Here is a 26,176-nt window from a genome sequence, read left to right on the forward strand (position 1 = left end):
TTTTCTCCCCGGCGTCCGAACGCCGATCGATGCCGACCACCGACCCCTTCGAAACCCGCGCCGACGAGTACGACGACTGGTTCGAGCACAACGAGGACGCCTACCGAGCCGAACGGGCCGCCCTCGAGCGTGCGCTCCCCGACCGCCACGCCCTCGATGGGAGCGACGGGAATCGACCCCTCACCCGCACCCGCGCCCTCGAGGTCGGCGTCGGCACCGGACGGTTCGCCGCCCCGCTCGAGATTCCTATCGGCATCGACCCGGCTCGAACGCCGCTTACCCACGCTCGAGACCGTGGCGTCGATCCCGTTCGGGGCGTCGCCGAATCGCTGCCCGTCGCCGACGACGCGGTCGACCGCCTCCTGTTCGTGACCGTCCTGTCGTTCGTCGACGACCTCGAGGCGACGCTCTCGGAGGCGCGGCGCGTGCTAACCGACGACGGCACGCTGGTCGTCGCCGTCCTCGATCGCTCGAGTCCGGTCGGACAGGTTTATCAGGAACACAAAGACGAGAGTCCGTTCTACGCCGACGCGGAGTTTCTGACGGCCGACGAGGCGGCTGCGGCGCTCGAGGACGCCGGATTCACCGTCGAGGGGCGGCTTCAGACGGTGTTCGACGAGCCGGCATCGATCGATCCAAACGCTGAGCCCGACGTCCGCGAGGGGCACGGGGACGGGTTGTTCGCGGTGCTACGAGCGCGGGTGGCGGAGTCGCGAGCGTAAGGCGGCGATCGACGACAGAAGAACCGACCGACGGCGGCAGCAAAAACGAACGCGCTGGATCAGGGCGCGTAGTAGTACTCGCCCTCGCTCTTCTGCTCCTTGTCGAGTTGCGAGTCGGGCTTGTTGATCCGGGGCCGGGACGTGCGCTCGTCGCGGCGGAACGTGACCTCGAGGTTCGCGAGGAACTCGTTCATGCCGTCGCGCATCGACTGGGGCTGGCCGGCCCGCCCGTGGACGGCGGGTTCGCCGTCGAAGACCATCAGACGATCCGCGAGCAGGTCGATCATGTAGATGTCGTGGTCGATGACCATGACCGTCGCGTCCTGCTGTTCGGCGTAGCGCCGGATCGCGCTGGTAGCCTGGACGCGCTGTTCGACGTCCAGGTGGGCCGAGGGTTCGTCCAGCAGGTAGAGATCCGCGGAGTCGGAGAGACACGCGGCGATGGCGACGCGCTGGCGCTCACCGCCGGAGAGGTCCGAGAGGTTCTGTTCCATGATCCGCTCGAGTTGCAGGGGCTGGGCGATTTCGGTGTTCCAGTACGAGGAGCCGAACTGGTCCGTAATGGACGAGAGGAAGGCGTCGACCCGCATGTGCTGGTCGATGGTGACGTACTGGGGCTTGTACGAGATATCGAGATCGAGGTCCGCGTCGCCCTCGTCGGGCTCGAGATTGCCCGTCAAGAGCTTTGCGAAGGTGGACTTCCCGATCCCGTTCGGGCCGACGATGCCCAGCACTTCGTTCTCGCGGATCTGGCCGCCCTCGACCTCGAGGGAGAACTCGCCGTCGCCGTAGCTCTTGGTGAGGTCGGGGTAGTCGACGAGCACGTCGCCGCGGGTCGCGGATCGGGGCGCGTGCTCCTCGAACTCGATGGGATCCGGCCGGATCCGCATGTTCTCGTTCTCGAGGTAGCCCGAGAGGTACTCGTTGATCCCGTTCCGAACGGATTTCGGTGGAGTGACGACACCGTACGCGCCGGGCTCACCGTAGGCGACGTGGAGCGTGTCGGCGAGCAGGTCCAGGATGGCGAGGTCGTGCTCGACGACGAGCATCGACTTGTTCTCCTCTTCGGCGAGTTCGCGGATCAAGCGCGCGGCGGTGACCCGCTGGCCGATGTCGAGGTACGGCGTGATCTCGTCGAGGAAGTAGAAGTCCGTGTCCCGCGCCAGGGTGGCCGCGAGCGCGACCCGCTGGAGCTCCCCGCCGGAGAGGTCGTCGATCGACTGCTCCATGACGGGTTCGATCGAGAGCCGCTCGACCAACTGGTCGAGCGCGCCACGCTCGTTCGTCTGCTCGAGCAGTTCGCGCGTGTTGCCGTCGAACGTCTCGGGGATCTGGTCGACGTACTGGGGCTTCCGGGCGACGGTGACCTCGCCGTCGCGGACGTCCGCGATGTAGTCCTGCAGTTCAGTCCCGCGGTAGGCCTCGAGCACGTCGTCCCAGTCGATTTCCTCCTCGTGGCGGCCGAGGTTGGGCTCGAGTTCGCCGGCGAGGATGCGGACGGCGGTCGTCTTCCCGATGCCGTTCGGCCCGAGGATGCCGGTGACCTGTCCTTCCTGCGGCGCAGGGAGGCCGTACAGCGAGAAGGCGTTCTCGCCGTAGCGGTGGGCGGGCTCGTCCTGTAGCTCCTGTGGCAGGTTGATGATCTCGATGGCGTCGAAGGGACACTTCTCGACGCAGATGCCACAGGTTTCGCCGAGGCAGATCTCCTCGGAGATCCGGACCTGTTCGGGCTGTCCTTCGTCGGTCTCCTCGCCGCGGAGCGTGATGCACTCCTTGCCGGTGCGGTTGGGCGGGCAGTAGTTCTTACACTCGTAGCTGCACCGGTCGGGCTGGCACCGATCGAGGTCGACGACGGCGATACTATCGTCTGCCATGGGTTAGGCTGCCTCCGACGTCAGCAGGATTCCCCAGGTGATGAACCAGAACGAGAACGTCATGAAGGCGACGTACAGGTTGTGTTTCATGCCGAACTCGTCCTCGTCGTAGATACTCGTGACGTTGAGCAGCGCGAGTTGGACGAGAATCGCCACGACGACGAACGCCTGCGGTAGCGTCTCGCCGGCCGCTTCCCTCGCCGGAAGATCGCCGGTGACGGCCATGGAGGCCAGTGCTGCGGCGACCCCGAGCAGCGCGGCCAGCGCGGTGACGCCGACCGAGCGGATGTGCTCGCGTCGGTCGCTGATCGATTCGGTCGACATGGGCGCAACTCCGGGGGCGGTGCTAAAAAGCCGTTCGCATTGGGGACCCGACCGAGAGCGTGAGCCGGCACGTCTCGCGTGCCACGGGTACACAGCGTAACGTCGCCCACTCACGGTGCCCGGTTCACACTCTGTTGTGCCGGTCGACCGACCACAATCTATTACATGGACGTTCATTGAGAATATGGTATGGAGACGCCACTCCTCGTGACCGACTTCCTCGAGCAGGCCCGTCGACACTACGGCGATCAGGAAGCGATCGTCGGGACGGACGGCGAGCGGTTCACCTACGACGAGTTCGGCGATCGCGTCGACCGGTTCGCTCGAGCGCTACAGGAGAGGGGGATCGGAAAGGGCGACCGCGTGGCGGTGCTCGACCCGAACACGCACTACCACCTCGAGGCGGCCTACGGGGCGATGTCGATCGGGGCGATCCACGCGCCGCTGAACTACCGGCTGACGTCCGAGGACTACGCGTACATGCTCGCCGACGCCGAGATGGACGCCGTCTACGCCGACTACGAGTACGCCGCGAAGATCGAGGCGATCCGCGACGAGGTGCCCACGGAGACGTTCGTGACGAACGACGCCGACGCCGTCGAGGGTGACTGGGAGGACTTCGACGACGTTCTCGAAGCGGCCGAACCCGACTACGAGCAGCCCGAGATGGCCGAAGACGAGATCATCACGATCAACTATACCTCCGGCACGACGGGCGACCCGAAGGGCGTCTGTCGCACCCACCGGACGGAGACGCTCCACGCGTACCTGGTATCGATCTACCACGAACTCACCGACGGCGACGTCTACCTGTGGACGCTGCCGATGTTCCACGTCAACGGCTGGGGGCACATCTACGCGGTGACGGGACTGGGCGCGAAGCACGTCTGCACCCGCGGGGTCAACGCTGACGAGGTGATCGAGACGATCCGCGAGGAGGACGTGTCCTTCCTCTGTGCGGCGCCGACGGTGCTCAATCAACTCATCGACTACTACGAACGGGAGGGCGAACCCGAGATGACCGGCGACAACGACGTCCGCGTGACCACCGCCGGCAGCGCCCCGCCCGAAGCCACCATCCGCGCCGTCGAGGAGGAGTTCGGCTGGCGGCTCAAACACCTCTACGGCGCGACCGAGACCGGCCCGCTGATCACGATCTCGCCCGAGCGACTCCTCGAGGCGGACAACCGCTTCTCGATGAAGAAACGGCAGGGGATGGGCGTGCTCGGGACCGACGTCCGCGTCGTCGACGAGGACGGCGAGGACGTCCCCCGCGACGACGAGACGCTCGGCGAGGTCGTCGTCCGCGGCAACCAGGTGATGGACCGCTACTGGAACAAGCCCGAGGCCACCGAGGAGGCCTTTTCGGAGCGCCGCGAGGGCTACTACCACACGGGCGACCTCGCGACGGTCGACGAGCACGGGCTGATCGCCATCCGCGACCGAAAGAAGGACATCATCATCTCCGGCGGCGAGAACATCTCGAGCATCGAACTCGAGGACACGCTGTTCGATCACGACGCCGTCGCGGACGCGGCCGTGATCCCGGCGCCCAGCGAGGAGTGGGGCGAGACGCCGAAGGCGTTCGTCGTGCCGTCGAACGGCGACCCGGAGGATCCGCCGGTGTCCGCCGACGAGCTGACCCAGTTCACCCGCGACCGGCTGGCGAGCTACAAGGTCGTCCGTCGGATCGAGTACGTCGAGGAACTGCCGAAGACGGCGACCGGGAAGATTCAGAAGTACGAACTGCGCCAGCGCGAGTGGGCCGACGAGGATCGAGCGATCGGTGAAGGATAACGCCGTCGGCCGCCGTCAACGACGAACATCCTGACTGGCCAGTCAAATGCGGTATTCCGGCGATTCGGCGCCCACAAATACATATTACGTCCATAATAGGTACGAAATATTTCCCCAATGGCGTCCGTAAGGCTCAACTTTTATACTGCTGGGAGTTTTCGATTCGTAATATGGCAGAGACTGACGGGGAGGAGATCGAAGACTTGCCACCGAGCGCCAAACTCGTTTTCAAGGTTCTCGAGTACGACGGCCCGTTGACCCAGAAACAGATCGTCGAGGAATCGATGCTTTCCGCCCGGACGGTCCGCTACGCGCTCGAGCGCCTCGAGGAGATCGGCATCGTCGACGAGGACATCTACTTCGCCGACGCCCGACAGAGCCTCTACCGGCTCGAAGAACCGGTGGCGGCCGACGGGAACGGCGTCGACGAATCCCCGAAAAAGGACGCCTGCTGCGCGGAATAACGAAACGGCATCCTCCGCGCGGTAGCCACACTGAGCGAACGACAAGGATTATTTTCGTCCGGTGACCGTTCCCCCGCATGGACAAGGAGCGGCTTCCCCGGTGGGGCTGGTTGCTGATCGGCCTCTTTGCAGCGTCGATCGTCGCGCAGTTTCTCAACGTCGTTCTCGGTCGGGCCGGCCTCGCCGAGGAGTATCAGGTCGTCACGGTCATCGCCACCATGGCGCCCGTGTTGATCTACGTCGGCGTCTGGTACGACGACCACCGCCAACACTACTGGGAGCACTCGAGCGCGCGGATCGTCGGCGATATCGTCTTCGTCCTGCTGGGTGCGATCATCGGTGCGACGACCGTGATCGCGGTGCTCTCCGGCTTCGGATTCGAGATTCCGCGGTACCTGCAGGATATCCTCGCGATGGGAGGCGGCTTCCTCGTCGCCTGGCTGCTGTTCTGGTGGCGAAATCCGGACCTGTACCACTTTGAGGCCGACTGAGGGGACCGCTCGAGGCCGCCGCTCGTCAGGAGTCCGCAGGCTCGTCACCGAACTCGAGCGTCGACTCGGTTCGGTCCCCGACGCCCGGCGTCGGTGGCGTCGTTCGCTTGTGCGTCGTCTCGGCGCACAGCCACGCGATCGATCGCGCCGTCTCGCGGTCGATTTCGAGTCCAGACGCCGCGTCGGCGATCGACTGTCCCTCGTCGACGAGCCGGGTCAGGAACGGATCGAGGTCGTCGTACGGCGCCCCGAGTTCGTCGGCGTCGGTCTGGCCGGCCCAGAACCCGGCCGTCGGCTCCTTGGTGACGATGCGGCGCGGAATCCCGATCTGCCCCGCGAGGGCTCGCACTTCGGTTTTGTACAGGTCGCCCAGCGGGTAGGCGTCCGCGGCGCCGTCGCCGTACTTCGTGAAGTAACCCAGCAGGCGCTCCGAGCGGTTCGCGGTGCCGAGCACCAGCTTCGAGCGCCGGTTGGCCGCGTAGTACGCACAGACCATCCGGAACCGCGCGATCACGTTGCCGAGCGCGTGGTTTCGCTCCGCCGGGCGACCGCCGTCGGCGTCGGGTTCGAGCACCGGCGTCGCCGTCTCCTCGAAGGTCTCGAGCAGCGGTCGCAACTGGATCTCGCGGAAGTCGATACCCAGTCCCTCGGCGATGGTTCGGGCCTCGCTGACGCCGGCGCGCTCGCTCTTGTGACAGGGCAGCCCGAGCCCGAGGACGCGCTCGTTGCCCAGCGCCTCGACGGCCAGCGCCGTCGTCACCGTCGAGTCGATCCCGCCGCTCATCGCCACCACGACGCCCTCGGCACCCGCGTCGGCGACCGTCGACCGAATCTCGCTGACGATCCGGGCGTGTGCCGCCTCGAGGCCCGCCGGATCGGTGATGAACGGTCCGTTCTCGCTGTGCGACTCCGAATAGACGAACGTCTCCCTTTCAGTACTCATTGGGTCAGATCACTGCGTTCTCGCTACTGGTATGAAACATTCGTCTCGTATTTATGCCTACTCCTTAAACAGCTAGTAGTTGAATGTGGGGTTGGTACTCACACAGGCTGCGGATCGGCGAATCGGTGTGTGTTCGTCAACTCCGGGAATATCGGCGACGTGTGCCAACACCCGTCATTCCAAAAACATTTATCGGACTACTGAACTGTGTCCGGTATGCAACGCCGGGCGTTTCTCTTCGCGACGGCAGCGACGGCGGCGACGGTCGGCGTCGCCGGCTGCCTCGAGCGTACCGCGACGGCCTACGAGCCGTGCCCCGAATCGGTGCTCGTGTACGCGAAGCTCCCCGAGGCGGTGCAGGACGAAATCGACGAGGCCATGGCAGCGGGAACGTACGAAACGACGGCGTTCCTCGTCACGAACGAGTTTTTGTACGAGACCGTCGCGGCTCGATCCGCCGACGTACTCCGGAAGGACGGAACGTACTACGAGGCCCGGATTACCGAAGCATCCGTATGGCTCGGGTTCGGGACGAAACGAACGCTGTCGTTCACGGCAGTCACGCTCGAGCGCGAGGAGCCGAAGGAATTGCTCCTCCGGAACACGACGGCCGACCCGTGGACTGGTGCGGTCATCGTCGACGATACGAACGGCGACCGGGTCCTGTCGGAACGCGTCACCGTCGAACCGTACCCTCGAGACGAGACGCCCGGCAACGTCCCGGCCGACGAAATCGATTGGGGCCGACTCGCTCGCGTCCCAGTTACTGACGAGTACGGACGCTACGACGTCACGCTCGAGCCCGACGACGGCGAGTCGGTGACGGTCGACTTCTGGGTGACGATGGGATACCCGCCGCGGCGAGACAGGTACGCCATCACCGACGGCGGCGTCGAATACGACGAAACGCTGTACGGTGCGATCCCGCGGCCCGGCCATCCGAGACAGTCGTGTTCGTGGGACGAGGACGGAGCGCTCTACTGACTCGACGATACAATCGGATCGCCGTCGGTACGCGGTTACGACGGAACGACCGTAATCGGATCCTTCCGGTCGATCGCCTGCTCCAACTCGTCCGCGATCGCACTCCCTCGAGAGACCTGAATTTCGCCGCCGCGACTCACCGTGGCGGTGAAGAGGTAGTCGCCGCCGGCCTGGACCTCGACGGTCTCGCCGTGGTTACCGTCGACGGGGATGACGATGTGGCGGGAGGTGACTTCGGGCGTGACCATCTGGCCGGCGGCCTGCCCGCCGCCGTCGCTGCTGGCGTTGGCGCTGCCGGCGCCCGCGCCGTAGTGGGGGTTCTCGTCGTGGGTGCGGACGTCGATGTCGATTCCCAGGCGGTTCTCGATGTCGGTGATCCGACCGCCGCCCTTGCCGATGACGCTCGAGATGTCGTCCTCCTCGACGTAGACGACCGCGCGGTCCTGGCCCTTGAGCTGGACGTCGACGTAGCCGCGCGCGACCGAGCGGATCTCGCGTTCGATTTCCTGCTTGGCGATGCGGTCGACGCCGGACTCGCTGGCGGGGCCGCCCTCGTCGTCCTTGAGCGGGACGGTGACGACCTGGCGGTTGAACGTGTAGATCTCGTACTCGGGCTCGCCGGTCTCGAAGTTCGTGACCTGAATCACGGGGCGAGCGAGGTCCTCCTCGGTGAGTCCCGCGGGGACCTTGACCTCCGTCTTGACGTCGTAGACGGTGTTGACCTCCCCGGCCTCGATGTAGACGACGGTGTCGACGACCTGCGGGATCATCCCGAGTTCGACGCGGCCGACGAGCCGCTGCAGGGCGTCGATCGGTCGGGTCGCGTGGACGACGCCGATCATGCCGACGCCCGCCAGGCGCATGTCCGCGAAGACCTCGAAGTCGTCGGTCTTGCGGACCTCGTCGTAGATGGTGTAGTCCGGCCGGACCATCAGCAGCGCGTCGGCCGTGTTGGCCATCTCGCCGCCCAGTTCCGTGTACTGGGTGATCTCGGGACCGACCTGCAGGTCCCGCGGCTTTTCCATCGTCTTGACCGCGTAGTCGTTATCGGAGATGAAGCGGGCGACCGCCTGCGCGAAGGTCGACTTCCCGGCGCCGGGAGCGCCCGAGATCAGGACGCCGCGCTGGCGCTCGAGCAGCCGTTCTTTGAGTTCGTCGGCGTTCTCGTAGTCCTCGATGTCGGTCTGGGCGATCGGCCGGACGGCGGTGATCTCGATGCCGTCGGAAAAGGGCGGGCGCCCGACCGCGATCCGGTAGTCCCGGAACTGGACGATCTTCATCCCGGGCTGGGAGAGCTCGAGGAAGCCCTCGGAGGACTCCTTGGCGGCGTCGACGACCTCGCGGGCGTACTCGTCCATCGTCTCCTCGTCCAAGGGCTCGTCGGCGATGGGTTCGTACCGCATCTCGCCGAGTTCGCCCCGCTTGGCCTTCGGAACGGCGCCCGCCCGGAGGTGGACGCTCATCGTCTGGTCGTCGAAGTAGTTCTCGACGGTGAGCGTCCCGACGTCGACCTCCCGCACCTCGGGGGAGACGTGCTCGACGTCGAGCCCCTTCGCCTTCGCGACCTCCGCCTGGACGATGTCGCTGGTGAGGAAGGTCGCGCCCAGGTCCTCCGCGAGGTCGCGGATCAGGGCGTCGATCTCGCCCTCGGAGGCGTGGCCCCGCTCGATGGCGTTGGGCCGCTCGCCGACGTACTCGAGGTTGATGACGCCCTCGTCGGCTAAGTCGGCGAGCCGCTGGAGCTCCTCGAGACCGTCCCAGCCGGTCTCGATGCCGTCGTTGGCCTGCGCTTCGAGTTCCGCGACGACGGCCTCGGGTACCGAAATCGTCGCTCCCTCGAACTGCCCGTCTTCAATCGTCGCCGAGACGCGGCCGTCGATGACCACGCTCGTGTCCGGCACGACGTTCATGTCGTACGGTTCGCCCTTCGCAGGTAAAAGGGTGCGGGACGCGTCTTCACGGGTCGTCGTCGGCTTCGTCAGTGCCGTCGGCAGTGGCGTCGGCGCCGGCGCCGTCATCGTCGACCGTTCCACCATTCGCCTCGAGCGACAGTCGCGTCGCCGCCTCGCGGCGACCCTCGTAGACCTCGTCGGCCCACTCGCGAAACGCAGGCTCGTCGCTCTCGATGCACGCGACGAACGTCCCGTCGTCGTAGCAGCCGACGAACGCGCGCTCGTCGGTCAGCGTTACGCCGAACTCGAGCGGCTCGTCGAGCACGTAGAGGGTGAACTGGCCGCCGGCAATCGGCTCGTCCGGCGGCGCCGCCTCGAGCACCGATCGCGGGACGATCAGTTCGGTGTCGACGCCCGCCTCGAGGAGGTCGCGGTGGACCTCGATGAGCAGTTCGCTGAACACGGGTAGAATCCCGCGAATGTCGTCGGTCGTCGCTTCGCTCATCGCGCTCCGGTAGTGGCTGATCGGGCCGTGCGGATCGTTCGACTCGGCGACCGTGACGGTCGCGTCGGTCAGCAAGAGCGGATCGAACTCGTCGTCGATGGCCGCAAGCCCGTCGATCACGTCCGCGTGCGACTCGAGGACGTCGAGTCGGTCGAGGTACGTCGCCGTCGCCTCGCAGACGCGGTCGCCGAGCGGGGTGAGCTCGTAGCGCCCGTCGACCTTGTGGATCCACCCGAGTTCGCAACACCGGTTCAGGTGGCGCTGGACGGTCACCCGCGAGATCGAGAGCGCGCCGGTGAGCGCCTGCGTGTCCGCGGGGGCCGACCGGAGTTCCCGAAGCACCTCGAGTCGGTGCGGGGACGAGAACAGTTGTTTCCCCCAATCGTAACCCATTGGGTACGGTCTGATTGACACAGAGTATTATTGCTTCTGGTTATGTGAGCGGAGTAACCAATCTGTAACAGTCGTCGAACCGTGATCTGCGCCGTTCGCCGTCGGTCCGGAACGCAGGTCCGTTCGCGCCGTGTTCGATTCCCGCTCGAGATACAGCCGTTGAACGACCGTTCATTCGATAAGGTAAGGGCCGTCTTCGGCAAAGTCGAGCGTGCGCCGCGGTAGGCGCCACTCGTCGACACCACGATCCAGCGGTCAGCGACCGCATGTCGGTGGTTGTCGCGTGCCTCTGACAGAGACGGCGTTCGAGACTGCCCGGCTCGAACGCCACCCTCGAGCGACCTACGAGAGCGATGCGGCCGCCGAGATCGGCCGTTCGAATCGGTCCGCTGACGCTCGGGGCTCCGTTTTCGACGCGCCGACGCCTCGAAGTCACAGTGTCAACGCCGACTCGCCGCACCGACGCACTCACGGCCCCGGGCCGTCTAGTACGCACCGAGACAATGACTGCGACGGTCGCCGAACTGACGCGCGAGCTGGTCGCCGTGCCGAGCCACGAGGACGAAACCGCCGTCGGCGACGAGATCGAGGCCTGGCTCCGCCGGGAAACCGCGGCCGACGTCACTCGAGACGAGGTCGGCAACGTGATCGCCCGCAAAGGCGCGGGCGACCGGTCGCTCGCGCTGGTCGGCCACCACGACGTCGTCGAACCCGACGAGTCGCAACTCGAGGCGGACGGCGAGTACGTCGTCGAGGAGCGCGACGGCCGTCTCTACGGCCGCGGCACGGCCGACATGAAGGGGGCCGTCGCAGCGGCCATGCTCGCCTTCCGCGATGCTGAGCCGGCCGGCGAACTCGTCTTCGCGAGCTTCGTCGGCGAGGAGGTCGGCGGCGTCGGCGCGCGCCGCGCCATCGACGAGGGATTCGCACCCGACTACGCCGTCGTCGGGGAGGGCTCGACCGGCTACTCGAGTCCGGGCGTCACGGACGTCGCCGTCGCGCACAAGGGCCGCCGAGCCAGCACGATCACCGCACGCGGCACGGCGGCCCACGCGAGCGAGGCCGACGCGGGCGAGAACGCCGTCTACCGCGCGACTGACGCCGTCGACGTCGTCCGCGACCTCGAGCCCCCGGCCGTCGACGCGGCGGGCGAGACGCTCGCGGGCAGCGTCGTCGTCACCGAGATCGAGGGCGGCCGGGCGTGGAACGTCGTCCCCGACCGCTGCGAGGTGACGATCGACGAGCGGACGGTCCCGGGCGAACGGGCCGCTCTCGAGCGCGTTGAGGAGTTCGAGGGCGTCGAGTGGACCGTCGACCAGGACCTGCCGCCGATGCGCTGCGACGACCGCGAATTTGCAGAAACAGTGCTCGAAGCGGCCGACGCGGCCCAGTCCGGCTCGCCGGAACTCGTCACGAAACCCCACGCGACCGACGCGGGGTGGCTCTCCGAGGCCGGCACGGAGTGCGTGATCTGCGGCGCGGCCGAACCCGGCGAGGCCCACACCGCCGACGAGAGCGTCTCGATCGACGTGCTCGGGCGGTGCGAGGAGACCTACCGGAAGGTGGCCGAGTCCTGGCCGCGGTAAGCTGGCGGGATATTACTCGGTCGATTTCCCATCCGTCGAATCGTCGGCTGCGGACGAGTCAGGAGCCGAATCCGCACTCGAGTTCGAGTCGGTATCGACGTCCTCGTCCCCGTCCGCCGAACTCACCTGTTGCTCGACGATCGCGGCGCTGCCACACGCCGGGCACTCGTCCTGTGTCGTGTAGAATCGTTCGCCGCAGTCCGTGCAGGCGTAGGTCGCTTCCTCGTCGGCCGCCCGTTTCGCTTCCTGTGTGAACTCCCCGACTTTCCGACCCAGATTCTCGAAGAATCCCATTGATCGTGTCGAATGTTGCGGTCGACTCGGATAACTCTTGACCGGCCGTGCGACTGCGAGTCGCTACGCCGTGCGTCGACAGGCTATGTGAGTTTAGGTCCGGCCGTCGTGACAGCAAATACCGCTCGTCCCGTTAGATCCCCGGCACGCCGACCGCGTTGAACCCGGTGATGCCGAGCGCCGCGAGGACGTACAGCACCACCAGAACGGTTACCCACGCGATCAGGCCGATCATCGCCGCGGCGGTCCAGCCGGCGGGGTACCGGAGATTGATCACCGCGATGTACGCGAGCAGCGCCAGGATCGGCCCTAGCAGCGGGATCCACCCGATGAAGAAGCCCACGAGCGCCCAGACGATCGCTCCGATCAGCGCGGTAACGATCGCATGGTCGTAGTCGGCCGCGCCGACGATCACTCGAGCCCCGACGTAGATGCCGAGCGCACCGATGAGGAGGCTGGCGATGAAGACGACGGCTGATGCGAGGACCATACCTACCGATTCGTCAGCGAGCACGAACAGTCCGCGGCTTGCACATTCTACACCGATTTCGTGCCTGTCGAACTCCCGATGAACGATATCCGTTATCCGCCGCAGACAGCGGTTCCGATCGTCACGACTACTGAGAAGTTCGTCCGTCCGCCACACTGGTTCGCGGATCCCCGTCCGCTCGAGCCCCTCGAAACTGCCCGGAACCACGAGGTTGATACCGGTACCTCGTGTACCTGCGCCCATGGCAACCGATCAGGCCCGGAGCGAAAGCGAGAGCGAGGGGACTGACACCTACGACGAGTTCGAATCGCGCGTCCAGCGCATCTCCAACGTCGGCAACGCCGCCGGCATCCTGCGCTGGGATCAGGAGGTCGTCATGCCCGACGAGGGGACGCCGGCCCGCGCACAGCAGCTCTCGACGCTGTCCTCGATCAGCCACGAACTGCTGACCGCCGACGAGACCGGCGAGTTGCTCGAGGAGTTGGAGGCCGACGAACTCGACGACGAGCGAGCCGCCGTCGTCCGCGAGATCCGCCGCCAGTACGACCGCGAGACCAGCGTCCCGCAAGAGTTAGTCGAGGAAATCTCCGAGACGACGGCAAACGCCCACCCCAAGTGGAAGCAAGCCAAGGAGGAAGACGACTTCGAGACGTTCGCGCCCGTCCTCGAGAAGCTGGTCGAACTCAAGCGCGACTACGCCCACCACGTCGATCCCGACGCCGATCCCTACGAGGTCCTGTTCGCCGAGTACGAGCCCTACATCGACCTCGAGACCGCCGAGCGCGTGCTCGAGAACCTGCGCGACGAACTCGTCCCGCTGATCGAGGCGGTCGACGGGAGCGACGCCGAGCTGACGACCGACGCCTTCGCCGGCGAGTTCGACGACGACGATCAGGAGGCGCTGGCGCGGGACGTGCTGGACTCGCTGGGCTACGACTGGGATCGCGGCCGCCTCGATACGGCGCCGCACCCGTTCTCCTCGGGCACGCAGTTCGACGCCCGCGTGACCACCCGCTTCGAGGAGGACGACCTGCTGGGCTCGATCACCTCGACGATCCACGAGTTCGGCCACGCCAACTACACGCTCGGGCTCCCCGACGAGGGCTACGGCACCCCGCTGGGCGAGGCCCGGGACCTCTCGGTCCACGAGTCCCAGTCGCGACTCTGGGAGAACCACGTCGGTCGCTCCCGGCCCTTCTGGGAGCACTTCCTGCCGATCGCCGCCGAGCGCTTCCCCGAACTCGAGGACGTCACGCCCGAGGAGGCCTACGAGGCCGCCAACCAGGTCTACGACGACAACCTCATCCGGGTCGAGGCGGACGAACTCACTTACCACCTCCACATCGTCATCCGGTTCGAGATCGAGCGCGACCTGATCTCGGGCGATCTCGAGGTCGAGGACGTCCCCGAAGTCTGGAACGACAAGTACGAGGAGTATCTGGGCGTTCGCCCCGAAACCGACGCCGAGGGCTGCCTGCAGGACATCCACTGGTCCCACGGCTCCTTCGGCTACTTCCCGACCTACTCGCTGGGGTCGGTGCTGGCCGCGCAACTCTACGCCGCCGCCGAGGACGAACTCGGCGACCTCGACGACGACGTCCGCGAGGCCGACTTCGACGCGCTCAACGGCTGGCTCCGCGAGAACGTCCACCGGCACGGCAAGCAGTACGAGACGCAGGACCTGATCCGACGGGCGACCGGCGAGGAGCTGACGGCCGACCACTTCCTCGAGTACGTCGAGGAGAAGTACGGCGAACTGTACGACCTCGAGGGCTACTGATCGGACCGCGGGTCCGACGCCGACACTGGAATCGGACTCGGCCTGTTTTCGGACGCGTCCTCGTCGGATCGCGTTTCCCGACTCGAGCAGTTTACGAGGCGTCGTCGTCGTCCGTCTCCTCCGGAAGCGGCTCGACGCGAAAGACGTAGTCCGGGTACGCGCCGTCGAGGTTCGTCGGATGCTCTTCGGCGGCGTGGTCCCGACAGAGCGCCGCCTCGGCCTCGACCGCGCCCTTCCCGGTCTCCTCCTGGTACCGCTCGAGGGCGAGGAACGCCGCCGGCTCGTCGCAGTCACGACGGTGGCACGGCCGGATCGATCCGTCGCCGGCGCCAGTGTCGGCATCGACATCAGTATCGGCCATACGTTCGATAGGCCGTCGAGACGTAATAGCCCCGGGGTGGCAGCGGATGGCTGCGAACGCGAGCGGGAGGGAAGCCGGGGAAACACCGAACGTCCTCGAGGTAGACGGATCGCCTATGGCACACGCAGACCGACTCGAGGACGACGTAACGATCGTCACCGGCGCGAGTTCCGGCATCGGCGAGGCGACCTGCCGCGCGTTCGCGGCGGCTGGCGCAAACGTCGTCCTCGCGTCCAGAAGCGAGGAACCGCTGCGCGAGACCGCCGCCGACCTCGAGACCGAACACGGCGTCGAGACGCTGGTTGTCCCGACGAACGTCCGCGAGGAGGACGACGTCGACGCGCTGATCGACGAGACCGTCGACGCGTTCGGCGGCATCGACGTGCTGGTGAACAACGCCGGCCTGTCTCGGGGCAGCGACGTCGAAGACCTCTCGACCGAGGAGTACGAGACGATGCAGGAGACCAACGTCGACGGCGTCTTCTACGCGACGCGGGCGGCGATCCCCCACGTCCGCGAGCGAAACGGCCACCTGATCTTCGTCGGCAGCTTCGCGGGCCAGTACCCGCGCTCGTTCAACCCCGTCTACGCCGCCTCGAAGTGGTGGGTCCGGGGCTTCGCCAAGAGCGTCGCCGCGCAGGTCGGCGACGAGGGCGTCGGCGTCACGGTCGTCAACCCCGCCGAAGTTCGCTCGGAGTTCGAGACGACCGACGGGTCGACGTTCGCGGAGGTATTCGACGAGGACGAGGCGAGCGACCCCGCGGAAGTCGCGGACGCCATCCGCTTTGCAGCGAGTCAGACCCACTCGAGCATCAGCGAACTCGACATCAACCGGCGCGACAAGTTCGCGGACAACTTCTGAGCGACTTGCGGCCGCTTCGCTCGAGCGTATACCTATCGGCTGGCGACTGCCGGCGAGACACTCACCCTCGGCGAGTCCTTCGACTCGAGTATGCGCGTTTCAGTACCGGGACTGCCGGGCGTCTACTACGACACTGACGCGGGGACGACGGCGCTGACGACCGTCTTCTCCGTCGCGGGCCGCAGAGCGCCGAAACCGAAGGGGTACGCGCTGCAGGCGCTGCCCTATCTCTGGTCGTTCGAGGTCGACTTACAGGAGGTACCCAACGACCACCCGCTCCAGTACCTGCACCCGGAGGGCGCTCGCAGTCTGAGCGGGCTCTCCCCCGAGGACGTCCCAAGAACCCAACAGGGGCTCCGGACCGCCGGAACCGAACTCGAGGCGGTTTTCCGGTTCGTCTGGGAGGTCAATCGGGAGGTCGAGTCGGCGGCTAACCGAGTGCTCGGCACCTCGCCGGACGACGAGGGCGTGGTCATCGAAATCCAGGACGGCGCCGTCAACGTCGGCGGCGAGGAACTCGAGACGGACGAGTTCGACATCGATGAGGGGTCTGCGGGAGAGCCAGTCGATTCCGGGTCGGAGGCGGACGCGTTCGACGCCGGAGAGACGACGGTGGAGTTCGACGAGTCGGGCGATGGAACCGACGTCGACCCCGACGCGGACGAGTCGGACTCGAACGGTTACGATACCGGCGACGAGTTGTAGCTCACAGCAGTGACGGTCGTGGTACCGCGACCCTCGGAAGCCTTATCCGTGTATCGGCACTACATTTGTTTGTAATGGCAAACGGTAAGGTTGATTTCTTCAACCACACAGGCGGTTACGGTTTCATCTCGACTGAGGACGCGGACGATGACGTGTTCTTCCACATGGAAGACGTCGGCGGCGCTGACCTCGAGGAAGGACAGGAGATCGAATTCGACATCGAACAGGCCCCCAAGGGTCCCCGCGCGACGAACGTCGTCCGCAACTAACCTAACTCCGACTTCGGCTGCCGGCTTCCGGCACGTCTGAACGAGGCTTTTTCCGTACACTATCCGCTCGAGCCAGCGGCTCGCACGACCGATGTCGGGGTCGAAACGACCCCCGCGGAGCACCCGTTCTCCCTCGAGCCGACACTGTCGCTTTTCACCGTCCGCCGCGTAGCCGATCACATGCGAATCGTCACGACGCTCCCCTCGGCGACCGAGATCGTCGCCGCGCTCGGACTCGAGCCCGTCGGGGTCTCCCACGAGTGCGACTACCCGCCCGACGCCGCGTCGGCGCCCGCGATCACCCGCTCGCAAATCGACGCCGACGGCTCGAGCGGCGAGATCGATGCGCAGGTGCTCGATGCGACCGCCGACGAGGGGACCGACGGCGTCTACGACGTCGACGTCGAGACGCTCGAGGAACTCGAGCCGGACCTGATCGTTACGCAGGGGATCTGTGACGTCTGCGCGGTCGACGAGGTAGTCGTCGCCGACGCCGTCGAGCAAATCTCGGCCGATCCCGAAATCCTCACCACCGACCCCCACAGCGTCGCCGACGTCCTCGAGGACGTCGAGCGAATCGGTCGCGCGACGGGCCGCGAGGAGCGCGCTCGCGAAGTGCGGGCGGATCTCGAGGCCAGGATCGACCGCGTTCGAGAGCGGACCGCCGATCTCGAGGACGGAGAGCGTCCGCGAGTGGCAATCTTCGACTGGACCGATCCCGCGATGATCGCGGGACACTGGACGGCCGAACTCGTCGAGTGGGCCGGCGGCGAGTACGGGCTGGCCGACGTCGGAGAGCGCTCGCGGCCGCGCGAGTGGGTGGAGATCCGCGAGTACGATCTCGAACTGATCGTCGTCGCCCCCTGCGGGTTCGACCTCGAGCAGACCGCCGCCAACCGAACCGACCTCACCGAGCGCGAGGGCTGGGCGGACCTGACGGCGGTCGAGGAGGGCCGCGTCTGGGCGATGGACGGCCACCACTACCTCAACCGACCCGGCCCCCGGCTCGTGGACACGCTCGAGACACTCGCGCCGATCGTGCAGCCGGACCTGTTCGACGGATCGTTCGCGGCGTCCGATAGCGAGCGGATGGCCGTCCCGTTCGACGAGCTCGAGCGAGACGCTGGAGCCGACGCTCGCGTAGAACCGTGACGTCCGATCCTGACGACGGCACGGCTGCCGACCGCGAACCAGAACTGGTCGTCCCCGAAGCGGTTCGCGACGCCGTCCTCGAGCGCGCTCGCGACGGCCGCCCGCACGAAATCTGTGGCGTATTCGGCGGCGACTTCGATCCGCAGCGGAGCCGCGTTCGCTCGCAGTACCCCGCCGAAAACGCCGCCGAGACGCCCCGAACGCGCTACCGGATCAACCCCGAGGAGCAACTCGCGATCTTCGAGCGCCTCGAGGCCCGCGGCGAGGAGATCGTCGGCTTCTACCACTCCCACCCGCGCGGACCGCCGCGACCCAGCGCGACCGACGCCGCGCAGGCGACCTGGCCCGACCGATCGTACCTGATCGTCTCGCTCGAGCCGTTCGCGGTCGGGTCGTGGCGCTGGCGATCGGAGGAGTCAGCGACGGATGACAGCGACGGTGCGGACAGCGACGAGACCGACGCCGACTCGAGCGCGGCCGGACGATTCGAACGAGAACGAATTCGGCGTATCGGCGAGTGATCGACGGTCGTTGAACGGGCGCGTGACCGCGACCTCCATCATTCGAACCGCTCCAGCGACGGCTCTTCGGCCCCGATAACGGCGGGCTGAGCGCGCTCTCACTTCGTTTCGGAGTCGGGTTCGACCGACGGCGGCACCTCGAGGGCGACGATCTCGTGGCCGGTCTCCCGGTGGTGAATGTTGCCGAGCCGCGTCGCTTCCTCCCGCCCGTCGGTCGACCGTTCGAACGAGCAGGATTCGCACCTCACGAGGAACTGCTTCGAGTCGTCCTCGCCCTGCTCGAGCGCCGGGTCGTCGCCGGACATGCGCCACCGTTCACCGCTCCCGCGTATGAGCGTGATCCCAAAATGATAGGGTGTATCGGCGCGATCGGCTCGCTGTCACCGGATTACGAATATCCCACTACGTCGGCCTGATCGCCAGTTACGTGTCGTCGTTCGAGTTCGATTCGGCGTCGGTACCGTCGCCGTCCTCGAGGGCGGCCGCCCGCTGTCGGGCCTTCGCCGCCCGCCGGCGGAACTCGTCGATCTCGTCCTGCAGCTTCTTCCCGACGAGGTACGTGAAGTCGTCCGGCATCAGCCCGCGCTGGACGTCGATCGTGACCATGGCGTCGCAGCCCTCGACGATCTCGGGCGCCCAACTCCCTTCCGCGAGCTTGCTCTCGTCGGTGACGACGGCCTCGCCGTCCTCGACGTCGATGAAGGCGGTGACGGTGTTCCAGATGTTCGGATTGCTCGTCGTCGCCTCGTCGAACAGCCCCTCGAGGCGCGTCTGTCGGAGCGGTTCGTCCCGCAGTTCCTCGACAAGGTCCTCGAGGGCGTCGGCGATAGTCTCGTACTCCGTGGCCTCCTCGCGGAGTTCCTCGGGGTCGGGCTCTCCGTTCGAGCCGCGACGCGGTCCGGACCCGCTCATCGCGCATCCCCCTCGCGGTCGGTCTCGATCGCGTCACAGGTACCGTTCATGTCCGGCAGTATCCGCTTGGTGACCGTAAACGTACGCTTCCGTGTCCGGTTGTCCGTCAGCCGTCGTTCCGCGACGCCCGCTCGAGTACGTTCGGCACCCACCCCTGATTCGGGTCGTCCGTCCGCTCCATCCAGTCGACGAGTTGCTCGCGTAGCTCCCGGCGCACGTCCGCGTAGGCGGGGTGGTCAATCAGGTTCTGCAGTTCCGCGGGGTCGGCCTCGAGATCGTACAGTTCGTCGACGTCCGGGCCGTTGTAGACGTACTTGTACCGCTCGGTGCGGACCATCCGCTGGGTGTAGAGGCCGAACTCGTCGCCGTGGTACTGGGCGAACGTCGAGTCGGGCCAGTCGACTGACGCCGCAGCGGGGTCGCCGCCGTTCTCGAGCAGCGGTACGAGACTCCGCGCGTCGAACGCCTCGGGGACCTCGACGTCGCCCATCTCAAGGAAGGTCGCGGACAGATCGTGCAGGTGGACGGGCGCTTCGCAGGTCGATCCGGGTTCCGTAACGCCGAGCCACCGAATCTGCAGCGGAATCCGGTAGGTGTCGTCGTACATCAGCGGCCCCTTGTTGAACTGGCGGTGGTTGCCGACGAAGTCCCCGTGGTCCGAGGCGTGGACGACGGCCGTCTCGTCGGCGAGTGCGCGTTCCTCGAGCGCCGCGAGGATCCGATCGAGCTGGTCGTCGATCAGCGAGACGAACCCCCAGTACTTCGCGGTCGCCTCGGCCCAGTGGTCCCACTCGAGGCCGTCGGCGCCGCGATAGTGGAGGTAGTTCTCGTGGACCTGCGGCTTGCCGTCGTAGGTTTCGGCGTAGCTTTCGGGCGGGTCGATCTCGTCGGGATCGTACATCGAGGCGTAGGGTTCGGGGACGACGTAGGGGTGGTGGGGGCCGTAGAAGTCCGCGCGGTGGAAGAAGGGGCCGTCGCGGTCGCCCTCGTCCTCGCCCGCGGCGTGGCGCTCGATCGCGTCGATCGTCCGCTCCGCGAGAAACCAGGCCCGCGTTTCCTCGACGTCGACCGGGGTTTTCGCGGCGGCGAACGTCCCCTCTCCGCCGTCGCGGGGATCGTCGCCCGTGTACAGTTCCTCCTCGAGGTCGACCTCGCCGAGCGGGACGCCGCGCTCCTCGCGGTACTCGCGGAACGCGTCGTCGATGTCGTCGTGGTGCTTGTCGCTGCCGCCGAGATACGAGAAGCCGAAGTCCTCGGGCGTCTGGTCGCGACCGACGTGCCACTTCCCGGTGTAGCTGCATTCGTAGCCGCTTTCCGCGAGCAATTCGGAGAAGGTCTCGAGTTCCGGCGGCAGGTTCGGCTGGATCGCGTCGGCCTCGTGGCTGTTGTTGAGCATCCCGTGCCCGTGGGGAAACCGCCCGGTCATGAGCGACGCCCGCGCGCTCGTACAGATGCTGATCGGCGTCGTCGCCCGCTCGAAGCGCATCCCCTCGCTCGAGAGCCGATCCATCGTCGGCGTCTCGACCGGCGGCCCGTCGGGGGCGCTGCAGTCGTACCGCTCCTGATCGGTGAGGACGAACAGTACGTTCGGACGAGTTCCAGTGTCGCCGTCGGCCATCGGGCGGGGTACGCCGGCGGCGAAGTTAACGGTGGGCCCTGCGACGGGCTCGCGGTCGGCCGGTCGTCTCGAGCGAGTAGCGGTCGATTTCGACCGTCTCGACCTCGATATCGGATTCCGGAACTATTAATCGGCAATATGTCGATCCGACCGATGATAGTCGTCGCCAGACGACAGTCACGTATCGTGACCCGTGCCTACTGCGAAACCTGCGACTGGTCGTACGAGATCGACGACCGCGACGAGCGACCCGTGCTCGATCGCGCGATGATCGACCACCACGCCGAGACCGGCCACTCGGTGGTGGCCGAGGACGCAGCCGCTTGCGCCGCGAACGAACGAGCGGAGTCTACGACGGACCAAAAACGGAATTGTTGACGCGGAACCAGTATCGCCGCCGGCCACGACGGCCGATCTCGTCGTGACGTCGCAACCGGCGGGAAATCGACGGTCGCCGACCGCCCAGTTCCGATTCCGATTCTACTACCGTCCTCGGCCGATCAGCCGAGGAGGTAGCGCAGCCACGGCCGCCGTTTCACGAACTCCGTGTCCTCGAGGTAGGCGTCCACGCCGAGGATGCGGCCCGCGGCGAAGACGCCGACGAGCACGAACATCAGGAGCCCGAGCAGGTCCCCGTTGACGTAGCCGTTCGCCCAGTCGGCGTTGCCCAGATAGAACAACACCATCAGGACGCCGCCGAAGAAGGCGGCCAGGCGCACGAGCGCTCCCAGGATGAGCCCCAGGCCGATGAGGAACTCGCCGAGGGGGATCATCACGTTGGTGAACTCGAGCAGCCACGGCGTGCCGACGACGAACTCGAACAGCGGCATGATCGGCGTCTCGGCGTTCGCGAGGTAGCCGGCCGCGTCAAACGGCTCGCCCGCGACGAACGCGAACTTCCCCCACCCGGCGTGGAGGAACCAGTAGCCGACCACGAGCCGGATCAGTACCATCGTGTACCCCGCGACGCCGTCGGCGTACTCGAACTCCTGCCGCCTGCCGAGCCACTTGACGGTGGCTTCGTTAGTTGCCATTGGGCTTCACCTCACAGTAGTTCGTTGGCGCTATCGGACGTTAAGAGCCGCCGTATTTCCCGTTCGACAGGAACGGCGTCGATTTCACCCGGGCAATAGAGGGTGTTTAAGTACGAAACGGCGTTCGGCCTCGAGCAGGCGAAATACACGAGAAAGAGCGGCCGCAGGACGATTCGAGAGCAGAGACGATGCCGGTCGGACAGCGCCGGAGCCGATCAGGCGACGTCGTCGTACGTCGGCCGCTCGAGATCGCCGGGGAACTCGTCGACCGGGACCTGCGTCTGGTCTCCGGATTCCATGTCCTTGATGGTTACCTCGTCGTTCTCGAGGTCCTGCTCTCCGACGATGACGACCGTCTCGGCGTTGATCGAGTCGGCGTAGTTCAGCTGCGCGCCGAACGAGCGCCCGGCGACGTCGGTCTCGACGACGTGGCCGCGCTCGCGGAGCTCCCGGGTGATCCGCGCCGCTTCCGATCGAGTGTCGCCGATCTGGAGGACGTAGTAGTCGGTCGTCACCTCCTCCTCGGGCCAGACGCCCGCCCGCTGCATCAACAGCGGCAGCGTCGCGGTGCCCACCGCGACGCCGACCGCGGGCGTCGGCTGGCCGCCGAAGCTCTCGATCAGGTCGTCGTAGCGGCCGCCGCCGAAGATCGAGCGCGAGACCTCGCCGGTGGAGTCGAAGCACTCGAAGACGACGCCCGTGTAGTAGTCAAGCCCGCGGGCCGTCTCGAGCGAGATCGAACAGTAGTCGCGCGCGCCGAAGTCTTCGGCCGCCTCGAGGACGTTCTGGAGGTTGTCGACGGCCGCCGTCACGCGCTCGGTGTCGGCGAAGCTCTTGACTTCCTCTAAGTCGCCGCCAGCGATGAGATCGGCGAACTCCTCGGCCTGGTCGTAATCGAGGCCGGCCTCGACGAGGAGATCGTGGTACTCGGCCTGCGAAATCTTGTCGGACTTGTCGACCGCGCGGATCGCCGCCTCGGTGTCGACGTCGGCGTCGTAGCTCTCGAGGACGCCCCCGAGGATGTCGCGGTGGGAGACGCGGAACTCGAAGTGGTCGCCGGTGAGTCCGAGGTTCGTCAGGGCGTTAGCAGCCCACGCGAGGATCTCGGCGTCGGCCTCGGGCTCCGAGGAGCCGAAGATGTCGACGTTGGTCTGGTAGAACTCGCGCTGGCGGCCCTGCTGGACCTGCTCGTAGCGCCAGAACGGGCGCGTCGAGAACCACTTGATCGGCTTCGAGAGCTCCTGTTGCTTGGCGACGACCATCCGGGCGACCGTCGGCGTGAGTTCGGGCGTCAGCGTCACGTGGCGACCGCCCTGGTCCTCGAAGGAGTACAGTTCGTCGACGATGTCGTCGCCGCTCTTGTCGGTCCACATCTCGGCGCGCTCTAAGGCGGGCGTCCCGATCTCCCGGAAGCCGTACCGCCGGGCGGTATCCTCCAGCGTGTCGATGGTCTCCCGCCTGGCGGCCATCTCGCCGGGGTAGAAATCGCGAAAGCCCTTGATTCCGTCGTACATGAACGTGGATTCGCCGACGGCGAACTTCTATCCTTTCATCGTCGGACGCCCGTCGAGCCGCGATCCGATCGGCGCGTCACCGCAGACGCCGCTCTACGTCGCAACGGACGCGCGTTACCGAAGAGAATCGCGACCGGACGCCGCGTTACCGCCTGACGTCGGTCACGTACGTCTGTTCGTGATCCGGGAAGACGTCGCCGACCGCGGCGGGACCCTCCCGTTCGGCGATCAGCGTCCGCAGTTCGGCCTCGTAGTCTGCCCGGCTGATCTCCTCGCTCGGGCCGACCGTCACCGCCAGATTCGCGTCGACGAGTCGGTCGACGGCGCCGCGGCCGAACCCCGCCAGCGGAGAAATGTAGTCCACGCCGTGGCGATCCTCCAGGCTCTGGGCCTGCGCGCGCGAGATCGTCGGCACGCGGTCGTCCCGGCGGGTGCCGTCGGCGACCGCGTCGAACCCTGACTCCTCGGCGGCGAGTCGCTCGAGCGCGTGTTCGTGGACGCGCTGGATCCCGTTTCGTGGGAAGCCGTCCTCGAGCATGACGTCGACGGCCTCGCGGGCGACGTCCGGATCGAGCTCGAGCCGCTCGAACTCGAAGCCGAGCGCGTCGGCGGTCTCGCGGGCGTGTTGCCAGTCGTCGCTGATGCCGAAGTGGCCCGTCACGAGGGTGACGTCGTAAAACTCCTCGAGGAGAAGCGCCGCGAGCGTCGAGTCCTTGCCCGCGCTGTAGAGCAGTCCGAGTTCCATCAGCGTCGCTGGATGTCGAAGCTCTTGGAGTCGGGTTTCAGCTCCTTCAGCAGCTGTTTCATCTTGTCGTCGTCGATCTTCCCCTGAATGCGGCCGCTGCGGGCCAGCGTGATGACCTGTCGCTCGACCTGCTCGCCGAACTGCGGCTTGCTCATCTTGACCGTGTTGAGCCGCTTGCGGGCGTCGTCGGTCAGATGCTTGCGCAGCACCGCCTTCTTCTGGGCTTCGGCCTGCTGCTGGGCGGCCTCCTGGGCCTCTCCGCCCTGTTGCGATTCGGCCCGCTCCTGCAGCTCCTCCATCTTCTGCTCTCGCAGTTCCTCGAGTCGGTCGTCGTCTGGGCGTTCGCTCATGGTCGTCCCTTACGCTGCAGGCGGGAAAATGATTACGGACGACGGTCGCCAGAGCGGCGGCTGAGCGGGTAGCTCGCGCGAAAAGTCGGCAATCGGCTTACGCGTAGCGCTCGAGTTCCGGTCGGTCGAGGTCCTCGAGAACGGTGCCGGCGGTGTCGTCCAGCAGGCTCTGGCCCTCGGGCGTGACGCGGCGACCTTCGCCTTCGGCCGTCTCGACGAGGTCTTCCTCCTCGAGTTGCTGGAGGATCGTTCGGATCAGGTTGCGCGAGCCGTCGCTGCGCTTGTCCGGCGCGACGCGGTAGCGGTTCGAGCCGGGCTTGCCGCCGCCGTACTCGGTCGCGAGTCGTTCGACGCCGACCGGACCGCGGTCGGCGACCTTGCGCAGGAGGCTGGCCGCGCGGGTCGCCCAGAAGTCCTCCTGTTCGGGGGGCAGTTCGCGGTCGACGCCGGTCTTCGCGAACTGCGCCCAGTCGGGTTCGTCGAGCCGTTCCTCGAGGTCCTCGGCGAGCGCCTCGATGAGGGCGTCCGCCGGAACGTCGTACATCGTAGCCATTGGCGTGTGCTTTCCTTCCGCGGCATTTAAGACCATCGTATCGGAGCGCTCGGCGGCTCCGCTTCGTTCCGCTCCGCGCACACTGTCACCGCATCCCGACCGTTTTTCGTCCTCGAGTCTGAACGGGGGGTATGGACGAACGCGCCGCACTGGCGCTGCTGGAGGGGGAACTTGCGGCCGCGGGCGACGACGCGGCGGCCGTCGACGGACTGGTCGTGACGACCGACATGCTCCACGAGCGGACGGACTTTCCCGACGGAACCACGCGGTACACGGCCGGCTGGCGGGCCGTCGGCGCCTCGCTGTCGGACGTCGCGGCGATGGGCGCCGACGCGACGGCCGCCGTCGCCGCCTACGCCGTCCCCGAGTTCGACCGCGACGAACTGCTCGCGTTCGTGCGGGGCGCGCGGGAGGTCTGCGAACTGGTCGGCGCCGAGTACGTCGGCGGCGACCTCGACGAGCACGAGGAGTTTACGGTCGCGACGACCGCGATCGGGCGGACGGACGACCCCGTCCGCCGCAGCGGCGCCGAACCCGGCGATCTCGTCTGCGTGACCGGCACGCTCGGACGCAGCGCCGCCGGCCTCGAGCTGTTCCGCCGCGCCGACCGCGAGGACGACGCGTCCTTGCGCGAACGCGCGAACGATCTGTTTCGATTCGAGCCCCGCGTTCGGGCCGGCCGCGCGTTCGCACCGCACGCGACGGCGATGATGGACTCGAGCGACGGGCTCGCCCGCTCGCTGCACCAGCTGGCGGGGGCCAGCAACTGCGGCTTCGCGATCGAATCGGACGCCGTTCCGATCGCCGACGCGGTTCGAGACGTCGCGGACGGCGAGCGCGAGGCGCTCGAGTACGCGACGACCTTCGGCGAGGACTTCGAACTCGTCGCGACGGTACCCGAGGACGCGCTCGAGGCCGTCCGGTCGGAGTCGAACGTTGCCATATCGGTGATCGGCGCCGTCGTCGACTCTGACGACGGGATCACCCTCGACGGAGAACCGCTCGCGGATCGCGGCTATACGCACGGCGAATAGGGACGGC

30 protein-coding genes are annotated in these 26,176 nt (G+C 66.8%); 14 read left to right on the forward strand and 16 right to left on the reverse strand.

Annotated features, from left to right (window positions below; genetic code table 11):
• The first annotated feature begins 29 nt into the window (after positions 1–29).
• Positions 30–722: a class I SAM-dependent methyltransferase gene (locus HALXA_RS13525; protein WP_013880939.1), complete on the forward strand. Its 693-nt coding sequence runs from the start codon at positions 30–32 to the stop codon at positions 720–722.
• 59 nt (positions 723–781) lie between these two features.
• On the opposite strand, the gene HALXA_RS13530 is transcribed toward HALXA_RS13525, so the two are convergent.
• Both HALXA_RS13530 and HALXA_RS13535 read right to left on the reverse strand, forming a co-directional pair.
• A complete protein-coding gene (locus HALXA_RS13530) occupies positions 782–2,596 on the reverse strand; it encodes a ribosome biogenesis/translation initiation ATPase RLI (RefSeq protein ID WP_013880940.1) in 1,815 nt (604 codons plus the stop codon).
• 3 nt (positions 2,597–2,599) lie between these two features.
• The gene (locus HALXA_RS13535) at positions 2,600–2,920 is read right to left on the reverse strand and encodes an EMC6-like membrane protein (RefSeq protein ID WP_013880941.1); all 321 of its coding nucleotides are present in this window, start codon (positions 2,918–2,920) and stop codon (positions 2,600–2,602) included.
• Positions 2,921–3,109: 189 nt separating this feature from the next.
• Here HALXA_RS13535 and HALXA_RS13540 point away from each other — a divergent pair, with 189 nt between their 5' ends.
• From HALXA_RS13540 to HALXA_RS13550, 3 genes are all read left to right on the forward strand, one after another.
• Complete coding sequence (locus tag HALXA_RS13540; protein ID WP_013880942.1) at positions 3,110–4,717, forward strand: long-chain-fatty-acid--CoA ligase; 1,608 nt, start codon at positions 3,110–3,112, stop codon at positions 4,715–4,717.
• A gap of 170 nt (positions 4,718–4,887) precedes the next feature.
• The gene (locus HALXA_RS13545; RefSeq protein WP_007140198.1) at positions 4,888–5,181 is read left to right on the forward strand and encodes a MarR family transcriptional regulator; all 294 of its coding nucleotides are present in this window, start codon (positions 4,888–4,890) and stop codon (positions 5,179–5,181) included.
• A gap of 77 nt (positions 5,182–5,258) precedes the next feature.
• On the forward strand, positions 5,259–5,672 hold the full coding sequence (locus tag HALXA_RS13550; RefSeq protein WP_013880943.1) for a hypothetical protein: 414 nt from the start codon (positions 5,259–5,261) through the stop codon (positions 5,670–5,672).
• A 25-nt stretch (positions 5,673–5,697) separates the two neighbouring features.
• On the opposite strand, the gene HALXA_RS13555 is transcribed toward HALXA_RS13550, so the two are convergent.
• A complete protein-coding gene (locus HALXA_RS13555; protein WP_013880944.1) occupies positions 5,698–6,615 on the reverse strand; it encodes an NAD+ synthase in 918 nt (305 codons plus the stop codon).
• Between the two features lie 216 nt (positions 6,616–6,831).
• Here HALXA_RS13555 and HALXA_RS13560 point away from each other — a divergent pair, with 216 nt between their 5' ends.
• On the forward strand, positions 6,832–7,599 hold the full coding sequence (locus HALXA_RS13560) for a hypothetical protein (RefSeq protein WP_049895313.1): 768 nt from the start codon (positions 6,832–6,834) through the stop codon (positions 7,597–7,599).
• 35 nt (positions 7,600–7,634) lie between these two features.
• On the opposite strand, the gene HALXA_RS13565 is transcribed toward HALXA_RS13560, so the two are convergent.
• Together HALXA_RS13565 and HALXA_RS13570 are read right to left on the reverse strand one after the other, a co-directional pair.
• Positions 7,635–9,509, reverse strand: coding sequence for a PINc/VapC family ATPase (locus HALXA_RS13565; protein ID WP_013880945.1), 1,875 nt, complete (start codon positions 9,507–9,509; stop codon positions 7,635–7,637).
• A gap of 46 nt (positions 9,510–9,555) precedes the next feature.
• Positions 9,556–10,389 carry a helix-turn-helix transcriptional regulator gene (locus tag HALXA_RS13570; RefSeq protein ID WP_013880946.1) on the reverse strand — a complete coding sequence of 278 codons (834 nt, stop codon included), beginning with the start codon at positions 10,387–10,389 and terminating at the stop codon, positions 9,556–9,558.
• Between the two features lie 503 nt (positions 10,390–10,892).
• Here HALXA_RS13570 and HALXA_RS13575 point away from each other — a divergent pair.
• The gene (locus tag HALXA_RS13575; RefSeq protein ID WP_013880947.1) at positions 10,893–11,975 is read left to right on the forward strand and encodes a M20 family metallopeptidase; all 1,083 of its coding nucleotides are present in this window, start codon (positions 10,893–10,895) and stop codon (positions 11,973–11,975) included.
• 12 nt (positions 11,976–11,987) lie between these two features.
• Here the strand turns inward: HALXA_RS13575 and HALXA_RS13580 are convergent, their stop codons facing one another.
• A complete protein-coding gene (locus tag HALXA_RS13580) occupies positions 11,988–12,269 on the reverse strand; it encodes a hypothetical protein (RefSeq protein ID WP_013880948.1) in 282 nt (93 codons plus the stop codon).
• Between the two features lie 133 nt (positions 12,270–12,402).
• A complete protein-coding gene (locus tag HALXA_RS13585; protein WP_013880949.1) occupies positions 12,403–12,759 on the reverse strand; it encodes a hypothetical protein in 357 nt (118 codons plus the stop codon).
• Positions 12,760–13,000: 241 nt separating this feature from the next.
• Here HALXA_RS13585 and HALXA_RS13590 point away from each other — a divergent pair, with 241 nt between their 5' ends.
• Entirely contained in the window at positions 13,001–14,539 is a 1,539-nt protein-coding gene (locus tag HALXA_RS13590; protein WP_013880950.1) for a carboxypeptidase M32, read from the forward strand.
• A gap of 91 nt (positions 14,540–14,630) precedes the next feature.
• On the opposite strand, the gene HALXA_RS13595 is transcribed toward HALXA_RS13590, so the two are convergent.
• Complete coding sequence (locus HALXA_RS13595) at positions 14,631–14,900, reverse strand: hypothetical protein (protein ID WP_013880951.1); 270 nt, start codon at positions 14,898–14,900, stop codon at positions 14,631–14,633.
• A gap of 115 nt (positions 14,901–15,015) precedes the next feature.
• On the opposite strand from HALXA_RS13595, the gene HALXA_RS13600 reads away from it, so the two are divergent.
• From HALXA_RS13600 to HALXA_RS13620, 5 genes are all read left to right on the forward strand, one after another.
• Entirely contained in the window at positions 15,016–15,762 is a 747-nt protein-coding gene (locus tag HALXA_RS13600) for an SDR family oxidoreductase (RefSeq protein WP_013880952.1), read from the forward strand.
• A gap of 90 nt (positions 15,763–15,852) precedes the next feature.
• Positions 15,853–16,467 carry a hypothetical protein gene (locus tag HALXA_RS13605; protein ID WP_013880953.1) on the forward strand — a complete coding sequence of 205 codons (615 nt, stop codon included), beginning with the start codon at positions 15,853–15,855 and terminating at the stop codon, positions 16,465–16,467.
• A gap of 74 nt (positions 16,468–16,541) precedes the next feature.
• Positions 16,542–16,736 (forward strand): cold-shock protein, encoded by a 195-nt coding sequence (locus tag HALXA_RS13610; protein WP_013880954.1) that lies wholly within the window; start codon positions 16,542–16,544, stop codon positions 16,734–16,736.
• A 180-nt stretch (positions 16,737–16,916) separates the two neighbouring features.
• A complete protein-coding gene (locus HALXA_RS13615; protein WP_013880955.1) occupies positions 16,917–17,888 on the forward strand; it encodes an ABC transporter substrate-binding protein in 972 nt (323 codons plus the stop codon).
• The gene (locus HALXA_RS13620; RefSeq protein WP_013880956.1) at positions 17,885–18,409 is read left to right on the forward strand and encodes a desampylase; all 525 of its coding nucleotides are present in this window, start codon (positions 17,885–17,887) and stop codon (positions 18,407–18,409) included. The genes HALXA_RS13615 and HALXA_RS13620 overlap by 4 nt, the downstream gene beginning before the upstream one ends.
• A 98-nt stretch (positions 18,410–18,507) precedes the next feature.
• Here the strand turns inward: HALXA_RS13620 and HALXA_RS13625 are convergent, their stop codons facing one another.
• From HALXA_RS13625 to HALXA_RS13635, 3 genes are all read right to left on the reverse strand, one after another.
• Complete coding sequence (locus HALXA_RS13625; protein WP_013880957.1) at positions 18,508–18,714, reverse strand: hypothetical protein; 207 nt, start codon at positions 18,712–18,714, stop codon at positions 18,508–18,510.
• A gap of 118 nt (positions 18,715–18,832) precedes the next feature.
• A complete protein-coding gene (locus HALXA_RS13630) occupies positions 18,833–19,321 on the reverse strand; it encodes a hypothetical protein (RefSeq protein ID WP_013880958.1) in 489 nt (162 codons plus the stop codon).
• A 106-nt stretch (positions 19,322–19,427) separates the two neighbouring features.
• Positions 19,428–20,939 (reverse strand): sulfatase-like hydrolase/transferase, encoded by a 1,512-nt coding sequence (locus tag HALXA_RS13635; protein WP_013880959.1) that lies wholly within the window; start codon positions 20,937–20,939, stop codon positions 19,428–19,430.
• Positions 20,940–21,125: 186 nt separating this feature from the next.
• Here HALXA_RS13635 and HALXA_RS13640 point away from each other — a divergent pair, with 186 nt between their 5' ends.
• Positions 21,126–21,317, forward strand: a complete 192-nt coding sequence (locus HALXA_RS13640; protein WP_148263645.1) for a hypothetical protein — start codon at positions 21,126–21,128, stop codon at positions 21,315–21,317.
• 122 nt (positions 21,318–21,439) lie between these two features.
• On the opposite strand, the gene HALXA_RS13645 is transcribed toward HALXA_RS13640, so the two are convergent.
• From HALXA_RS13645 to HALXA_RS13665, 5 genes are all read right to left on the reverse strand, one after another.
• Complete coding sequence (locus HALXA_RS13645) at positions 21,440–21,973, reverse strand: DoxX family protein (RefSeq protein ID WP_013880961.1); 534 nt, start codon at positions 21,971–21,973, stop codon at positions 21,440–21,442.
• Between the two features lie 215 nt (positions 21,974–22,188).
• Complete coding sequence (gene hisS / locus HALXA_RS13650; protein ID WP_013880962.1) at positions 22,189–23,487, reverse strand: histidine--tRNA ligase; 1,299 nt, start codon at positions 23,485–23,487, stop codon at positions 22,189–22,191.
• Between the two features lie 145 nt (positions 23,488–23,632).
• Positions 23,633–24,232: an alpha hydrolase gene (locus HALXA_RS13655; protein WP_013880963.1), complete on the reverse strand. Its 600-nt coding sequence runs from the start codon at positions 24,230–24,232 to the stop codon at positions 23,633–23,635.
• Positions 24,232–24,582 carry a DNA-binding protein gene (locus HALXA_RS13660; RefSeq protein WP_013880964.1) on the reverse strand — a complete coding sequence of 117 codons (351 nt, stop codon included), beginning with the start codon at positions 24,580–24,582 and terminating at the stop codon, positions 24,232–24,234. Before HALXA_RS13660 ends, HALXA_RS13655 begins: the two co-directional genes overlap by 1 nt.
• A gap of 97 nt (positions 24,583–24,679) precedes the next feature.
• The gene (locus tag HALXA_RS13665; RefSeq protein ID WP_049895314.1) at positions 24,680–25,135 is read right to left on the reverse strand and encodes a 30S ribosomal protein S19e; all 456 of its coding nucleotides are present in this window, start codon (positions 25,133–25,135) and stop codon (positions 24,680–24,682) included.
• 131 nt (positions 25,136–25,266) lie between these two features.
• Here HALXA_RS13665 and thiL point away from each other — a divergent pair, with 131 nt between their 5' ends.
• Positions 25,267–26,169 carry a thiamine-phosphate kinase gene (gene thiL, locus HALXA_RS13670; RefSeq protein ID WP_013880966.1) on the forward strand — a complete coding sequence of 301 codons (903 nt, stop codon included), beginning with the start codon at positions 25,267–25,269 and terminating at the stop codon, positions 26,167–26,169.
• Positions 26,170–26,176 lie beyond the last annotated feature (7 nt).

It is taken from the genome of Halopiger xanaduensis SH-6 (assembly GCF_000217715.1).
In the GTDB taxonomy this organism is placed as follows: domain Archaea; phylum Halobacteriota; class Halobacteria; order Halobacteriales; family Natrialbaceae; genus Halopiger; species Halopiger xanaduensis.

Bases quoted from the DNA above. Each gene is read 5' to 3' on its own strand.
- HALXA_RS13525 (WP_013880939.1), top strand. From the start codon at position 30: ATGCCGACCACCGACCCCTTCGAAACCCGCGCCGACGAGTACGACGAC.
- HALXA_RS13530 (WP_013880940.1), bottom strand. From the start codon at position 2,596: ATGGCAGACGATAGTATCGCCGTCGTCGACCTCGATCGGTGCCAGCCC.
- HALXA_RS13535 (WP_013880941.1), bottom strand. From the start codon at position 2,920: ATGTCGACCGAATCGATCAGCGACCGACGCGAGCACATCCGCTCGGTC.
- HALXA_RS13540 (WP_013880942.1), top strand. From the start codon at position 3,110: ATGGAGACGCCACTCCTCGTGACCGACTTCCTCGAGCAGGCCCGTCGA.
- HALXA_RS13545 (WP_007140198.1), top strand. From the start codon at position 4,888: ATGGCAGAGACTGACGGGGAGGAGATCGAAGACTTGCCACCGAGCGCC.
- HALXA_RS13550 (WP_013880943.1), top strand. From the start codon at position 5,259: ATGGACAAGGAGCGGCTTCCCCGGTGGGGCTGGTTGCTGATCGGCCTC.
- HALXA_RS13555 (WP_013880944.1), bottom strand. From the start codon at position 6,615: ATGAGTACTGAAAGGGAGACGTTCGTCTATTCGGAGTCGCACAGCGAG.
- HALXA_RS13560 (WP_049895313.1), top strand. From the start codon at position 6,832: ATGCAACGCCGGGCGTTTCTCTTCGCGACGGCAGCGACGGCGGCGACG.
- HALXA_RS13565 (WP_013880945.1), bottom strand. From the start codon at position 9,509: ATGAACGTCGTGCCGGACACGAGCGTGGTCATCGACGGCCGCGTCTCG.
- HALXA_RS13570 (WP_013880946.1), bottom strand. From the start codon at position 10,389: ATGGGTTACGATTGGGGGAAACAACTGTTCTCGTCCCCGCACCGACTC.
- HALXA_RS13575 (WP_013880947.1), top strand. From the start codon at position 10,893: ATGACTGCGACGGTCGCCGAACTGACGCGCGAGCTGGTCGCCGTGCCG.
- HALXA_RS13580 (WP_013880948.1), bottom strand. From the start codon at position 12,269: ATGGGATTCTTCGAGAATCTGGGTCGGAAAGTCGGGGAGTTCACACAG.
- HALXA_RS13585 (WP_013880949.1), bottom strand. From the start codon at position 12,759: ATGGTCCTCGCATCAGCCGTCGTCTTCATCGCCAGCCTCCTCATCGGT.
- HALXA_RS13590 (WP_013880950.1), top strand. From the start codon at position 13,001: ATGGCAACCGATCAGGCCCGGAGCGAAAGCGAGAGCGAGGGGACTGAC.
- HALXA_RS13595 (WP_013880951.1), bottom strand. From the start codon at position 14,900: ATGGCCGATACTGATGTCGATGCCGACACTGGCGCCGGCGACGGATCG.
- HALXA_RS13600 (WP_013880952.1), top strand. From the start codon at position 15,016: ATGGCACACGCAGACCGACTCGAGGACGACGTAACGATCGTCACCGGC.
- HALXA_RS13605 (WP_013880953.1), top strand. From the start codon at position 15,853: ATGCGCGTTTCAGTACCGGGACTGCCGGGCGTCTACTACGACACTGAC.
- HALXA_RS13610 (WP_013880954.1), top strand. From the start codon at position 16,542: ATGGCAAACGGTAAGGTTGATTTCTTCAACCACACAGGCGGTTACGGT.
- HALXA_RS13615 (WP_013880955.1), top strand. From the start codon at position 16,917: ATGCGAATCGTCACGACGCTCCCCTCGGCGACCGAGATCGTCGCCGCG.
- HALXA_RS13625 (WP_013880957.1), bottom strand. From the start codon at position 18,714: ATGTCCGGCGACGACCCGGCGCTCGAGCAGGGCGAGGACGACTCGAAG.
- HALXA_RS13630 (WP_013880958.1), bottom strand. From the start codon at position 19,321: ATGAGCGGGTCCGGACCGCGTCGCGGCTCGAACGGAGAGCCCGACCCC.
- HALXA_RS13635 (WP_013880959.1), bottom strand. From the start codon at position 20,939: ATGGCCGACGGCGACACTGGAACTCGTCCGAACGTACTGTTCGTCCTC.
- HALXA_RS13645 (WP_013880961.1), bottom strand. From the start codon at position 21,973: ATGGCAACTAACGAAGCCACCGTCAAGTGGCTCGGCAGGCGGCAGGAG.
- hisS (WP_013880962.1), bottom strand. From the start codon at position 23,487: ATGTACGACGGAATCAAGGGCTTTCGCGATTTCTACCCCGGCGAGATG.
- HALXA_RS13655 (WP_013880963.1), bottom strand. From the start codon at position 24,232: ATGGAACTCGGACTGCTCTACAGCGCGGGCAAGGACTCGACGCTCGCG.
- HALXA_RS13660 (WP_013880964.1), bottom strand. From the start codon at position 24,582: ATGAGCGAACGCCCAGACGACGACCGACTCGAGGAACTGCGAGAGCAG.
- HALXA_RS13665 (WP_049895314.1), bottom strand. From the start codon at position 25,135: ATGGCTACGATGTACGACGTTCCGGCGGACGCCCTCATCGAGGCGCTC.
- thiL (WP_013880966.1), top strand. From the start codon at position 25,267: ATGGACGAACGCGCCGCACTGGCGCTGCTGGAGGGGGAACTTGCGGCC.